The following is a 14,118-nucleotide window of genomic DNA, read 5'->3' on the forward strand; positions in this document are numbered from 1 at the left end:
ATGTTATGAATACAGTAGATATATTATTAATGGTTGGTTACTTTTTCATAATTATTAGCATTGGTTTTATAGGGGCGAGGAAAGCGAAAACATCTGAAGATTTTATGGTTGCTGGTCGTAGTTTAGGTTTAGTAATGTATCTTGCTTGTTTAGCAGCAGTAATCCTTGGTGGGGCATCTACAATCGGGACAGCAAGATTAGGGTATGAATTTGGTATTTCAGGGATATGGCTTGTTACAATGATCGGTATCGGAATTATTTTATTAGGAATATTTTTAGTTAAAAAAGTATCGAAATTTAAAATTATTACAATCAGTGAATTGCTGGGATTACGTTTTAATTCGCAAACAAGATTGATTACTTCATTGATTACTTTTATATATGTAACGATGATTACTGTCACGCAAGTAATTGGAATGGGAACGATATTGAATGTACTACTGGGATGGGATATTAAACTTTGTATGTTATTAGGTGGTAGTGTGGTTGTTATGTATACACTACTTGGCGGAATGTGGTCTGTAACGATGACCGATATATTTCAGTTTATTGTAATGACAATTGGAGTATTTGCAATCATGTTGCCTCTTAGTTTACAGAAGGCTGGAGGATGGGCTGCTTTGCAAGAAACATTACCACATGGGTATTTTGAAATCGCTAATATTGGCGGAGATAAGATTTTCTCGTACTTTCTCTTATATTGTTTAGGAGTACTAATTGGGCAAGACATATGGCAGCGAATTTTCACGGCAAAGACTGTGGGAATTGCAAAAAAAGGTACGATTGGTGCTGGGGTATATTGTCTTTTGTATGCGGTTGCAATCAGTATCATTGGTATGTGTGCGGCTGTAGTTTTCCCGAATTTAAGTGATCCACAAAGTGCGTTTATAACAATGGCAATTACAATTTTACCAGCAGGCTTATTAGGGATTGTTATTGCAAGTGTTGTTTCAGCTCTAATGTCGACAGCTTCGGCGACATTATTAGCATCTTCAACGCTGATAGTGAATGACATTATAAAAGGGACTTCATCTAAGGAATTGAGTGAGAAAACAATGATTCGAATGTCGAGAATCGTAACTTTAATTATCGGAATATTTGTAATAGTGAGCGCTATCTGGATTCAGGACGTTATTGTAGCATTAGATGTTGCATATGCAATTTTATCTGGCTCAGTGTTCTTTCCGATTATTTTAGGATTGTTTTGGAAACGTGTAACAGATAAAGCTGCCTTTTATTCGATTATTTTAAGTGCAACGGTAACGGTAGGCGGGTTAATCGTACAAGGACTTTCGGCTACAGACCCAATTTTATATGGAATGGCGTGTAGTATCTTATCAATTGTCATCATTTCATATTTAACGTCTCCAGAATTTGAAAAATATGAGGAGTGGAAAGAACAGCATACCAATGTAGATATAGATGCATAAACAAATGAATCAATGATTTTTATACACGATAAGAAAATGATGCACAATTATAAGGAGGAATTCAAAATGAATACAAACTGGAATCATTTAATTGAAAGAATGCCGCAATTACTAGCACCAAGTATGGCAAAAGATCATCCGAATTTACCGGTTGTGAAAGAAGAAGGATGTTACTATTTTGGACTAGATGGAAAGAAATATCTTGATTTTACATCAGGTATTGCAACGACGAATGTCGGACATCGTCATCCAAAAGTTGTACAAGCAATTAAGGATAGTGCTGATAATCTGACTCATGGTCCATCCGGAGTGATTATGTATGAATCAATTTTACGTCTTGCGGAAGAACTCAGTACGGTATTACCACCTAAGTTAGATTGTTTCTTCTTTGCAAATAGTGGTACAGAAGCGATTGAAGGAGCAATTAAGTTAGCGAAATATGTGACGAAAAGGCCGTATGTTGTTTCTTTTTTAGGATGTTTTCATGGGAGGTCAATGGGATCGTTAAGTGTAACAACTTCAAAAAGTAAATATCGTAAGTTTATGCAACCTAATGGGCTAACGTATCAAATTCCATATGCGAACATAAAAAATTGTCCAGAAGGGGTTGATCCAGAGCAACATTGTGTGGAAAAACTAGAAAAGGACTTTGAAACGTTGTTTAACCATCAAGTTACACCAGAAGAAGTTGCATGTGTAATTGTAGAGCCGGTATTAGGAGAAGGTGGATATGTTGTTCCGCCAACAGGATGGTTAAAGAAAATTCGTGAAATTTGTAATGAGCATGGTATTCTATTAATCTTTGATGAAGTACAAACAGGTTTTGGCCGTACAGGTGAATGGTTTGCAGCACAAACATTTGGAGTAAAACCGGATATTATGGCAATTGCAAAAGGAATTGCGTCAGGATTACCTCTGAGTGCAACAGTCGCTTCAAAAGAGCTGATGCAACAGTGGCCTTTAGGAACGCATGGTACGACTTTTGGAGGAAATCCAATTGCATGTGCAGCGGCATTAGCAACGCTTGAAGTAATGAAAGAAGAACAGTTGATTGAAAATGCTAAAGAAATGGGGGCTTATGCAGTTCAGAAGTTGTATGACTTAAAACAAAAACATTCTATGATTGGAAGTATTCGTGCTGTTGGATTAATGATTGGAATTGAAATTATTAACCCAGAAACAGGGACACCTAATGGTGAAGGGTTATTTAAAATATTAGATATTGCATTGAAAAAAGGTGTATTATTTTATTTCTGTGGAAATGCAAGTGAAGTAATTCGAATGATTCCACCACTTTCTGTAAATAGAGATCAGATTGATGATGGGTTAACAATTTTAGATGAGGCGCTTTCGGAATATGAGGAAGAGCTTAAGGTTTTGGTGAAAAACTAAAGACGATCGGCTGAAAAATAATCTCATAATTAAGATGAAAAGGGGGGGGAGATGGAAAATCCCCCTTTTTAAATATATAAATTATCTTCTTAAGTCAGCTGGAAATACAAGACCAATCTGTTTTCTAGCTTCTTCCATAATCTTTATAGTAATCATAGAAGCAGTATGAGAGTTTACAGTGGATTCTAATTGATTTTGCTGAATCAATCTAATGAACTCTTGTGTTTCATAGGACATTGTTTTATTTGATTGCGATTTTGTAATATCTTCAACCTGACCATCATGGTAACGAATTTCTATTTTTGTAGGGGAACTAATTTTATCGATGATGATGCTGCCATTTTCACCTTGAATTTCAGAAGGTACATATGAATTTGTGATTTTAGAATACATGATGATAGCATCCATCTCAGCATATTTTAATAGAAGGCTACCTTCTCCATCTACACCAGAATCTAGAAGATAAGCATTAGCTTGTACATGTGAGGGTGCTCCAAACAACACGACCATTGGATAAATACAATACACACCAATATCCATTAATGCTCCATTTGAAAGAGCAGGATTAAACGCATTTAGAATCGTTCCTTCCTTGTAAGCATCATATCGAGAAGAGTATTGGCAGAAGCTTGCAAAATAACGTCGAACTTTTCCAATCTTATGTATGTTATTTTGAATGGTTTGGAAGTTTGGAAGAAGCGTAGATTTTAATGCTTCCATTAAAACGACATTATGTTTTTTAGCAGTCTGAATCATTGTTTCTACTTCTTTTGTATGAGAGGAAATTGGTTTTTCACATAGTACATGTTTGCCATGTTTCATAAAAAGAATGGCTTGATCAGCATGAAATGAGTTTGGGCTTGCAATGTAAACGGCATCAATTACATCGCTTTTTGCCATGCATTCTAAGTCTGTAAAAGTAGTATCCACATTATATTTACTTGCAAATTCCTTCGCTCTGTCTTTTGTTCTTGAATATACAGCTGTAAGAGAAAAATTTGGTAATGTACGTGAATCTTCAATGAATTTAGTAGTAATTGTATTGGTTCCAATAATCCCAAATCGTATCATCTTAATTTCTCCTTCTTTCAAATGATTTTGATATGAATTGCCGTAGGAAATTAATTATATAGGGAAGAAAGAAAAATACGAAATAATTTGCTTACCTGATATAACTGCTATATTTTCCTTTGCTATAATAGAGGAACAAGAGGGGGAGAAAAGATGGACATAAAAATTAGAAGGGCAACAGAAAACGATATAAAAGGAATCGCAAAAGTGCATGTTGATAGCTGGAAAACAACCTATAAAGAAATACTATCTGATGAAATGATAGAGACTATAACGTATGAAAGTCGAGAAAAACAATGGGAAAATTTTTTTAAACAAGCTATAGGAAGTCAATATAGGTATGTGGCCGAAACGTTAGATGGGGAAATTATAGGGTTTATTGACGGTGGTCAAGAAAGAACAGGAAAATATAATTGCGATGGAGAATTATACGCAATTTATTTGTTGGAAGAATATCAAGGATATAAAGTCGGAAAGCAATTATTTCAAACGCTTGTATCAGAATTTATAAAAAATGATATTCGTTCTATATTAGTCTGGGTTATATCGAATAATCCTTCGAGACTTTTTTACGAAAAATTTAATCCGGAGTTAGTTGATACAAAGTTTTTGGAAAGATTAGAAGTGGAAGAAACGGCGTATTGTTGGAGAGATGTGGAGCACCTTTATAGATTAATATCTAATTTTAAAAAACAAACTGATAATATAATTATGTAAATAATAAATGAATTATACCCCATGCTCATCAATCTAAGCTTTTGAGGTACCCCAAAAACAAATTTATTCAACAATCTTGTTTATAATTGACGTTACATGAGCTTAGCTTGATAGCGATGGGGTGGGACCCTTATAAGAGATTTATGAAAGAAATTTTTAAATCCCGTAAAAGTTGGGTTGGTGAGAGGGAAGCCCCTTCACTGATTAAAGTTTCACTTTAAATAAATACTGTGTTTTATGAGGGAGCTGTTAATAGGGTATCCCTTTTTATGTAAATTTAAAAATTCATCTCACTATCTTAAAAAGATTTGAACAAAATTTCATAAGTGTATTTATATTTGTTCAGAGTGGGGTTGAAATGAAATTGTTAAAAGATACGAGGAGTGAAGAAAATAAACACTGCAAAGTTAATTGATCATACAATTTTAAAACCGAATACAACAAAAAGAGATTGATTGCAATTATCTTGAGGTTTTTGCACCAAAACCAAGCGCTGCTTTTTCCCATTATTGGTGTTTATCGTATAAACATTGTATGAAAGTTTATTATCCCTATTAAGTAGAAATTTGCTATATAGAATAATTTTTTTATATGATAAAGTGGGCTTATGCTTAAATAAAAAAAGGAGAGTGACCCAGATGACAAACCAAAATGAAACGAACGCTTTACCGCCAAAAACATGTACGATTGAACGTCTCATCACGATTCAGGAGGACATTGAAAAAGTGCTTGCAGGAAAGAAAACGGCTACTCGCCGCAACGGGAGATATGCGGATGTCGGGGAAGTGATGGAGCTTCAAGGTCACCGGTATGTTGTGGAGAAGGTCTATTCGCAATCACTTGGCGAATTGACTGATGGGCATGCCCGTCAAGAAGGCTATGCGAATGTGGAGGAATATAAGGAATCTATCCTGTCTCTTCACCCTGGCATGCCGTGGCTGCCAAATATGAGAGTTTGGGTTCATGAGTTCCATCCCATCGAAGGTTAATGTGATATAAGGATGGACATGTTGTATCGACTGCTTCTGTATGTACATATTTTCAGTGTAATCTTATCCATCGGCCCGTTTTTTGTATTGCTTCCGCTCATCAAAAAACTGCGGGCTTCAGAGGCTCGAACACAGCAGGCTTATCTGGATGTATTCCAATTTTCGGTCAGGCTGGCCAAGCATGCCGGGCATGTGCTGGTTGCATCCGGGGTTCTGCTTGTACTGGCGGGCCCTTGGACTTGGAAGACCCCTTGGATAGTGATGACCCTTATTCTCATGGCGAGTTCATTATTTTTCCTGGCCCGCGCCTTTTCGCCGACCATTCGGAAATTCAGCGAAACGGGCCAAGACAAGGACGCCTTGATTCAATTGTTGCGGCGTTCTGTTTGGATTTACATTGTTCTTTTAATGGCGATGTTATGGTTCATGGTGACAAAGCCTGCGTTGTGGCAGGGGTGATAGATCTAGGACGAATAGCGGCTTTGTGTGATTGCCGTTTGAATTCGCCGGACGGCATGGAACAAGGACAAGCCAAAATTGGCTTGTCCTTGTTGTAGTTACGCTTTGAAGAGATGATGGAATAGCCTTTTACGATCTGAACCTATTACCCAAAAGTAAGGTTTTTGCCTGAGTTGCTCAGTTTTATCATTTTGAGGTAGTTTATTTTTGTTTGGTTGATGGATGTGGGGTGGGACCCCTTTTAGCAAAACCGGAGTGGAAATGATGAGTATAAATAGTTTTGTGGGATTGATAAAGAACGAATTATTAAAAGAGGTAAGCATAAGAAGTGAGCATAAGAAGTGAGGATGTTATTGTTGCCAGCCCATGAAGATGAACATTTAACTCAAACATTGGAGGAGATTGCGATGAATCAAGATCCAATATTACAAAAAGCAATGAATAAATGGGAAAATATGAGCCATGATTCTTCTTTCCGAACAGCTTATGAAGCTCGTGAGAAAGTACTTCTAGATGAACAAGCTAAAATAGCTCATGCTCGAGAAGAGGGATTAGAAGAAGGATTAGAAAAAGGTAGAGAAGAAGGCATTGAACAAGGAAAAGTCCAATTAATTCGTGGTATGCATAAAAATGGAATGTCGTTAGAAGATATTGCAAAATTTACTGGTCTAAGTACAGAAGAAATACAAAAATTACTATTATAATATGTATCATTACAAAAGCTTTGCGAGATCTTTCGCAAAGCTTTTTATGGTTCTGTTGCAAAGTTTTCTAAACTAATCTACACTTTCGGAAAATAAATAATCAACAGAACCCATTGCACAATATCTGTTCTTTACTGTTTCATAGTGTGAGGCTATTGGCTGAAACGCAAGTGGCGGTGTATATTCTGAAGGACCAAAAGCTGAAGTAGAAATGGCTGTTAAATATGTAGTAAGTATGATGAACTTCTTCGGTGTAAAAGATATGGAAAAAGTAGTGTTTGAAGGTCACAACCAATTTCCTGATAAAGCAGAAGAAATTATTGCTGCAGGGCTTGAAAAGGCTGTTAAAGTGGCAAGTACGTTCTAATTAATATAAAATTTGTCGCTCTATATAGCAGTACCAACACTTTTATAGTGGTGGTACTGCTTTTTTAGTCGCTTATCTTGATAGTTTTTTACATTTTATAAGAAATTGACACTCTATGTTTCTATCGAGTATTTTTTGCACTAGAGCCCTTGAGAGAATATATGATAACGTTAATTAAATGAATTTCATATTTATGAAATTATTTCATAATAGCTTGCGTTTTACGCTGATAAAAATTATAATATTCAAAAAAGTGAAATTTGAGGTAAAATAATGAATATAGGAATGGAAATAAAGAAATTGAGGGCTGAAAAAGGAATTACTTTGAAAGAGTTAAGTGAAAAAAGCGAACTATCTGTTGGATTTCTGTCTCAATTAGAAAGGGGGCTTACTACCATAGCAGTTGATTCACTTGAAAAACTAGCTGATGTTTTTGAAGTACATTTAACACATTTTTTTGATTATCCACTTAAAAGGAAAGATATGGTTTTAAGAAGTTATGAACAAGAAATAATGGATTCAGTAGAAGGTGGTTGTATTAAGTATAGTTTAAGTACAAATTTAGAAAATAAACAACTTGTTCCAAGGCTTATAGAAATACTTCCTCAAAAGAAAGATGAAGAAATATTATCCTATAAGCATGAGGGAGAAGAGTTCATTTATGTTTTAGAGGGTATATTAACAATTTACATAAATGGTAAGAGGCATGAAGTGTATCCTGGTGACAGTGTTCATATGGACTCAAATATTGTCCACAATTGGGCTAATTATACAAACAAAAAGGTCAAGCTCATAGCTGTTAATACTCCTAATTATATCTGCAATAGTGGGTTTTATACTACAAATGCGGATTAGTAAAGACATTATATAAAGTTAATAGAAAGTGATAATAACAATGGAATAATTAGTATAGTACTAGCCGTATGGCTGTATGATTGTGAAAGTAAAGAATTTAGTCTTAAGAAAAATGGAGGTATTAGTAATGAATATCAGGAATAGGGTCGAAAAGTTAAGGCAACTAATGAAAGAAAATCAAATGGATGCTTATATAATTCCCAGTTTTGATGCACATCAAAGTGAATATGTAGCAGAACATTGGAAATGTAGACAGTGGATATCAGGATTTACAGGGTCTGCAGGTACTGTAGTTATTACATTAAATGATGCTGGGTTATGGACAGATGGCAGATACTATATTCAAGCTGAAAAACAGCTTGAGAGCTCAGGAATCAGATTATTTAGAATGATGGATCCAGGGGTACCATTTTATACAGAATGGCTAGGAGATGTTCTTAAAGAAGGAAGCGTTGTAGGATTTGATGGAAATGTTTTTTCAATTAATATGGTTAAAAAGATGGAAAAAGATCTAAAAGCAAAGAAAATCGTATTAAAAATGAATCAAGATTTAATTGGTGATCTGTGGGAAGATAGACCGGAGATTCCTAAAGGAACAATTTTTACTCATGACGTAAACTATGCAGGCAAATCACGAGTAGAAAAATTAAATGAAGTAAGAGAAGAAATGAAAAATAAAGGAGCAAATTATTATATTTTAACTTCACTTGATGAAATTGCATGGCTTTTGAATATAAGAGGGGCCGATGTGCCTAACAATCCAGTTGTAATAGCTAATGTAATCGTAGCAGAACAAAAATGTTATTTATTTATTGATTCTTGCAAGGTTCCCTCTTCAGTTAAATTAGAACTGGAGGCTGAAGGAATCGAATTAAAAGCGAATCATGAAATACAAACATTCTTAGGAAATATTTCAAGCGGAGATGCCGTTATTTTAGATGCGGATAAAACTAATATCATATTATATAATGCCATTAACAGTAATACAAAGAAAATTGAAAGCCCTAACATCACGGATGATTTAAAAGCTATTAAAAATGAAGTTGAGATAGAAAATTTAAAATGGTGTGAAATAAAAGATGGTTTAGCCATGGTGAAATTTATAAAATGGGTTAAAAACTTTGTAGATAAAGAAGAAATTACAGAGATTGCCGCAGAAGAAAGATTAGAAGATTTCAGAAGGGGACAGGAAGGATTTGTTGGACCTAGCTTTGATACGATAGCAGGTTATAAAGAACATGCTGCGATGATGCATTATAAAGCTAATAAAGAAACGCAACATACCCTTAGGAATGAAGGTCTTTTTTTAATTGATTCAGGCGGACAGTATTATGATGGAACAACAGATATTACACGAACGATTGTTTTAGGAGAACTTACCGATGAACAAAAAAGAGATTTTACATTGGTGTTAAAAGGGTTTATTGCATTAAGCTCAGTAAAATATTTATACGGAGCAACAGGCCCTCACTTAGATGTATTAGCAAGACAACCAATTTGGCAGTATGGTTTGGACTATAAATGCGGGACGGGACATGGAGTAGGTTTTTTCTTGAATGTTCATGAAGGGCCACAAAGCGTAAGGAATAATAATAATAGCGTTATATTAGAAAAAGGCATGATTATTACGAATGAACCAGGAATATACCTAGAAGGTAAATACGGCATAAGAATTGAAAATATGATGTTAGTAGTAGAAGACGAGAAAACAGAGTTTGGTCAATTTATGAAGTTTGAAGCAATCACGTATTGCCCTATTGATTTATCCGGTATCAATAAGGATATGTTAACAGAGAGCGAAAAGCAATGGTTAAACAATTATCATCAAGAGGTATACATAAAGCTCGCTCCTTATTTAAATGAAGAAGAGAAAGTGTGGCTAAGGGAAGAGACTCGGGAAATATAAATAGGTTTGCCGAATACAAGTAATAGTCGATAAGAATCCAGCTTATCTTATTGTAATTGAACAGTTGAAAAAAGAAAAAAGCATACCTGATGTTATGCAACTTAGACAACAAAGGTACTTGAATAACATAGTAGAACAAGATCATCGTTTTATTAAGAAACGCGTACACTCTATGCTGGGATTCAAATCATTTAAAACAGCAACGTTTATATTGAGTGCATTAAAATATAACAGGAGCGCTGAAAATTAAGAAAGAAAATAAATTGCGTGATGTATAAATATCATAATTAAGCACATGTTATAGAAAAATACAATGGAGGTTTAATTGTGAACATTCAGAGATATGATTACAATAATAATGAAGTTTTAATTTCCGCTGCTGCAAGTGCAATCGAGCAGATGAAATATGAAATTGCTCTTGAATTAGGAGTTACACTTGGTCCAGAAACATCTGCACGTGCCAATGGTTCCGTAGGTGGGGAAATTACGAAGCGTCTTGTTCGAATGGGTGAAGAACAATTAATGGGACAATATAGATTACACTAAAATAATATATAAGCAATTAAAAAGTATCCTTTTCTAAGAAAAAGATACTTTTTCTTTATTTTTACATGAAATTCTAAAATTTAACATCTTATTAGAAAATTGAATGATTAGATTTCCTTGTGTGGGATTTCAAGTGTATGAATAATACCATTGATATCTGAATAACTAAGATTCACCTATGGGTAAAATGAGCGGTTTGGTGTGCTAGTATTCCTTTGTTGGTTTAATTAAGAATGTAAATTATAAAATATTAGCTTGATAGGCATGCTGTCGTACCCCTTATAATCTTGCGAAATATAATTTTAAATAATGCGTCTTTTCCTTCATTACGATTATATAAATGTATATAAATTGTAAGTCATATGTCCAATTATTACTGGGATTATTGAGTTAGTTTTCTTATAAAGTAAACCATAAATTATACCCATTAGAGTTGCAAAAATAATAAATGAAAAGTCATAGTTATGAGCTAAACCAAATAATAAACTGGATATAATTAACCCAGTAAAAAAAGAATATTTGATTTCTAAAAATCTAAGAATAATTCCACGATATAGAATTTCCTCTAAAACAGGTCCGATTAACACATGTGTTTATATAGCAATTATGTATATGATAAAAGATTGTTCGGACAATGTGTCTATGCCTAGATACATTGCTTGTATATTTGCTGAATCATTCGAGATGAGATCTGTTGTTTTACCCGATATAACAACAAATATATTTGCAATCAATATATATACATATGTCTTACCTCGATTTAGAGATTTAATATTAAGCGTAGATAATAATAGATTATAAAAAGATTTACGTGTGAAAATGTAATAAATGGAAAATGAAAGTATAGAGAGGGTTAATAAAAAATTTTTTGTTATTTCTAAACTGTCATTATTATCAAATGATTGTTCGGTAAAATGAAATGAGAATACTATTTTAAATAATAGCCCAAAAAGAAATGGTGCAAATATCAATATTAGTAGTGCTCCAAAAATTAATTGTTTCCATGAAATCAGATTTTGATTTTGTAAATCAGTCATAGATGTTAAGTCCTTTATATTTTATTTTAAAGTTTTGTGAAATTAGATGAATAAATAAAACCTATGTTATGAATGTTCATTTTGAATTTTTAATTGTAGTTTTAGTATAACTTAAGGTATGTAAAAGTTAAATGTTTTAATATTCAATATAAGAGGAATAACTATATCGCTATCATCTAAAAAAAATAAAGTACCCCCTGCCCATCAACTTAAGAATTTTATAACACCCCTAAAACAAAAAATTGTATATTTTCACCGGGAGATGCCAATCTTATCGTTTTGGGGTATTTGCTTTTCTTAGCTTGATTGTGATGGGGTACCGCCAGAATTTCGGAAAAAAACCACGCTAAGAGCAAGCAAGATTTTATACAATTTTTCGGCTAATCCAGTAACAAATGAGAATCCTAAAACCCACGCCAGGATAGGAATGTATAAAAAAATGAATAGAGTCATAGAAAAGAAATAGGCGGATCCCTTGTGAGAGTAGGAATCCACCTTTTTCTTGCCACCGATAATAATGTTGCGTTATTTTAACTTCATATGAATATAACATACATATATTGATCTAATAAAAGAATAAGAAAAATAAATAAGACACACATATAAGAAGAATGCATGTCTTACATTAGAAAAATGCCACAATCAAAAAGAATTATTTCATATTCCTCTTCATTGTAATGAACTAGTTTATTACAATAATCTAAAAATCACGATTTCTTAAGAACAAAAAGTAGTAGTAATATGTAGTGTCCAGCCTTCCGTGATAGAACTAGCAAATACACCAAAGTCATCAAATACGAAGAGATTCCATACACCATTTGGAAATGCCTAGGAGCCAGGCAATTAGCTTTTGCTAGCGGCTTTTTAATTTGAAACATTTCTTATTGACTTTAACTCAATATTACGTTATTATGATGAATATTTATATAATATATTGTATATTCAGAAAGGAATAAAAAATGAAAAAAACGAAAAAAATCACATCAACACTATGTATAGCTGGAATGACTTTAACTATTTTAGGAGTAGCCCCTCAAAGTAGCTATGCTCACCTAGATCAAATCGATTTAACTGAGAATGATCCTATTACTGCACGATGGTCTGCAGAAGCTCCGTATCATTCTGATAAAAGTACACATTTATGGATTGCAAAACAAGCTATTGAAATTATGAAAACAGAATCTAATGTTGAAGCAAATAAGCAGGCTTTGGACTTCTTAAATTATCCGCAATATAAAGAGCTCTTTTCTAAAGGATTATATGATGCAGATTATGAAGCAGAGTTTAACGATGGTGGAACGGGAATAGGTGGAGTTTTTAAAGGCGGATGGAAATCCCATTTTTATGATCCTGATACTAAAGAAAATTATAGAGGAGAAACAGATCCAACGGCTCTTACACAAGGCAAGAAATACTTTTATGAATCTGGAGAACATTTACGAAATAAAGACTATGAAAAAGCTTTCTATTACTTAGGGGTAGCCACGCACTACTTTACAGATGCGACACAACCTATGCATGCAGCAAATTTTACCGCAATTGATACGAGAGCTATTAAATATCATAGCTACTTTGAAAATTATGTTACAACCATTCAAGATCAATTTGCAGTCAATACTGGCGGGAATTATAACGACTCTCTATCTACACCTGAAGAATGGATTGATTATGCAGCCCGAGTAGCTAAACCTGAAATCCAAAATATTGCTAATGATAAAACATTTGAGTATTACAATAGTGGTAAGGCGCAATTGTGGCAAGAAATGGTTACCCCAGCTGTGCAGCGAAGCTTAGGAGAAGCTCAGCGCAATACAGCAGGTTTCTTAAATCTTTGGTTTAAAACGTTTGCTAAAAATGTGCAAGCTCCAAGTATAGAGACTGCATTAATCTATGATATAGCAGGAAACGTCATAGAAGCAGGGAAAAGCTATTATATTGTACCAAGTGAATCTCCTTATCAAGGGCTAGCATTTGAATGGTATTCTTTAAATCGTTACGATTATGTTTTGCTTGCAAGTAAAGAGAACAATGCTTTATCTGGTACACCTATAGAATTTGTGTTCTATAAAGAAAATGATGCAAAGCTACACCACGGGGAGAGTATATATCTTCGCATGAAGCACTCGAATTATGATCAATTTCAATATTTAAATTGGTCTAATTATTCCAGTTGGATTCACCTTGCTCAAAAATCTGATAGTTTAGCTGACTTTAAAATTAAAATTAACCCGGATAATCCTACAGAATATTATATTTTTACAGATGACTATCCATTAAATTATGAAAATATAAATGCAGAGAAAAGTTGGATTGTACTAGGTGAAAAAACACAAAAACCTAGCTCGTGGAAGTTTGTACCTGTCAAATAACCTAAAAAGAAAAACACTCGTTCCTAATCAGAACGAGTGTTTTTTTATCTGTAAATGTCGAGCAGCTCCAAAAGTCAACTAAAAGCTTTTGAAAACTAAATTTAGTACGATAAATAGGACAACTATGGTAACAAAGATCAACGCTTCTAATAAGTACCATTCTGAGAAAACATATGTAATAAAACGAAAGTATATATTCTTTCAGTAAGCTTTTAAAAAGAAAAGACATCTAATCCTTGTTGCATATAGAATTAGTCCCTATGTTTGCTACATATA

10 protein-coding genes and 5 pseudogenes are annotated in these 14,118 nt (G+C 33.8%); 13 read left to right on the forward strand and 2 right to left on the reverse strand.

Annotation, left to right across the window (positions count from 1 at the left end; genetic code table 11):
- Window positions 1–5: 5 nt before the first annotated feature.
- Together CN373_RS18800 and CN373_RS18805 are read left to right on the forward strand one after the other, a co-directional pair.
- Entirely contained in the window at window positions 6–1,430 is a 1,425-nt protein-coding gene (locus CN373_RS18800; RefSeq protein WP_001098746.1) for a sodium:solute symporter, read from the forward strand.
- Between the two features lie 66 nt (window positions 1,431–1,496).
- Window positions 1,497–2,822, forward strand: coding sequence for an aspartate aminotransferase family protein (locus tag CN373_RS18805; RefSeq protein ID WP_001095743.1), 1,326 nt, complete (start codon window positions 1,497–1,499; stop codon window positions 2,820–2,822).
- Window positions 2,823–2,903: 81 nt separating this feature from the next.
- Here the strand turns inward: CN373_RS18805 and CN373_RS18810 are convergent, their stop codons facing one another.
- Window positions 2,904–3,893, reverse strand: a complete 990-nt coding sequence (locus CN373_RS18810; protein WP_000617751.1) for a Gfo/Idh/MocA family protein — start codon at window positions 3,891–3,893, stop codon at window positions 2,904–2,906.
- A gap of 153 nt (window positions 3,894–4,046) precedes the next feature.
- Between CN373_RS18810 and CN373_RS18815 the strand changes: the two genes are divergently transcribed.
- The 10 genes and pseudogenes from CN373_RS18815 (at window position 4,047) to CN373_RS18855 (ending at window position 10,436) form a co-directional block, all read left to right on the forward strand.
- On the forward strand, window positions 4,047–4,610 hold the full coding sequence (locus tag CN373_RS18815) for a GNAT family N-acetyltransferase (RefSeq protein WP_098359890.1): 564 nt from the start codon (window positions 4,047–4,049) through the stop codon (window positions 4,608–4,610).
- Between the two features lie 638 nt (window positions 4,611–5,248).
- Entirely contained in the window at window positions 5,249–5,599 is a 351-nt protein-coding gene (locus tag CN373_RS18820) for an ASCH domain-containing protein (RefSeq protein WP_098359891.1), read from the forward strand.
- A gap of 18 nt (window positions 5,600–5,617) precedes the next feature.
- A complete protein-coding gene (locus CN373_RS18825) occupies window positions 5,618–6,058 on the forward strand; it encodes a DUF2269 family protein (RefSeq protein ID WP_079999479.1) in 441 nt (146 codons plus the stop codon).
- Between the two features lie 261 nt (window positions 6,059–6,319).
- Window positions 6,320–6,391 (forward strand): annotated as a pseudogene (locus CN373_RS25275) (serine/threonine protein kinase); the annotation flags it as partial.
- Between the two features lie 14 nt (window positions 6,392–6,405).
- Window positions 6,406–6,762 (forward strand): annotated as a pseudogene (locus tag CN373_RS18830) (Rpn family recombination-promoting nuclease/putative transposase); the annotation flags it as partial.
- A 163-nt stretch (window positions 6,763–6,925) separates the two neighbouring features.
- Window positions 6,926–7,129: pseudogene (locus CN373_RS18835) on the forward strand (NAD(P)H-dependent oxidoreductase); the annotation flags it as partial.
- Between the two features lie 273 nt (window positions 7,130–7,402).
- Entirely contained in the window at window positions 7,403–7,984 is a 582-nt protein-coding gene (locus CN373_RS18840) for a helix-turn-helix domain-containing protein (RefSeq protein ID WP_001020619.1), read from the forward strand.
- 127 nt (window positions 7,985–8,111) lie between these two features.
- On the forward strand, window positions 8,112–9,890 hold the full coding sequence (locus CN373_RS18845; protein ID WP_098359892.1) for an aminopeptidase P family protein: 1,779 nt from the start codon (window positions 8,112–8,114) through the stop codon (window positions 9,888–9,890).
- A 19-nt stretch (window positions 9,891–9,909) separates the two neighbouring features.
- A pseudogene (locus CN373_RS18850) lies at window positions 9,910–10,140 on the forward strand (DDE-type integrase/transposase/recombinase); the annotation flags it as partial.
- Window positions 10,141–10,217: 77 nt separating this feature from the next.
- Complete coding sequence (locus CN373_RS18855; RefSeq protein ID WP_001025790.1) at window positions 10,218–10,436, forward strand: alpha/beta-type small acid-soluble spore protein; 219 nt, start codon at window positions 10,218–10,220, stop codon at window positions 10,434–10,436.
- A gap of 332 nt (window positions 10,437–10,768) precedes the next feature.
- On the opposite strand, the pseudogene CN373_RS26200 reads toward CN373_RS18855, so the two are convergent.
- Window positions 10,769–11,473, reverse strand: a pseudogene (locus tag CN373_RS26200) (lysostaphin resistance A-like protein).
- 959 nt (window positions 11,474–12,432) lie between these two features.
- On the opposite strand from CN373_RS26200, the gene CN373_RS18865 reads away from it, so the two are divergent.
- Entirely contained in the window at window positions 12,433–13,842 is a 1,410-nt protein-coding gene (locus CN373_RS18865) for a zinc dependent phospholipase C family protein (protein ID WP_098359893.1), read from the forward strand.
- Window positions 13,843–14,118 lie beyond the last annotated feature (276 nt).

Origin of the sequence: Bacillus cereus, from assembly GCF_002561295.1 — a bacterium.
Taxonomy (GTDB): Bacteria; Bacillota; Bacilli; order Bacillales; family Bacillaceae_G; genus Bacillus_A; species Bacillus_A cereus_S.

Coding starts and splice junctions, on each gene's coding strand:
- CN373_RS18825 (WP_079999479.1), top strand. CDS start 5,618: ATGTTGTATCGACTGCTTCTGTATGTACATATTTTCAGTGTAATCTTA.
- CN373_RS18840 (WP_001020619.1), top strand. CDS start 7,403: ATGAATATAGGAATGGAAATAAAGAAATTGAGGGCTGAAAAAGGAATT.
- CN373_RS18845 (WP_098359892.1), top strand. CDS start 8,112: ATGAATATCAGGAATAGGGTCGAAAAGTTAAGGCAACTAATGAAAGAA.
- CN373_RS18820 (WP_098359891.1), top strand. CDS start 5,249: ATGACAAACCAAAATGAAACGAACGCTTTACCGCCAAAAACATGTACG.
- CN373_RS18805 (WP_001095743.1), top strand. CDS start 1,497: ATGAATACAAACTGGAATCATTTAATTGAAAGAATGCCGCAATTACTA.
- CN373_RS18865 (WP_098359893.1), top strand. CDS start 12,433: ATGAAAAAAACGAAAAAAATCACATCAACACTATGTATAGCTGGAATG.
- CN373_RS18815 (WP_098359890.1), top strand. CDS start 4,047: ATGGACATAAAAATTAGAAGGGCAACAGAAAACGATATAAAAGGAATC.
- CN373_RS18800 (WP_001098746.1), top strand. CDS start 6: ATGAATACAGTAGATATATTATTAATGGTTGGTTACTTTTTCATAATT.
- CN373_RS18810 (WP_000617751.1), bottom strand. CDS start 3,893: ATGATACGATTTGGGATTATTGGAACCAATACAATTACTACTAAATTC.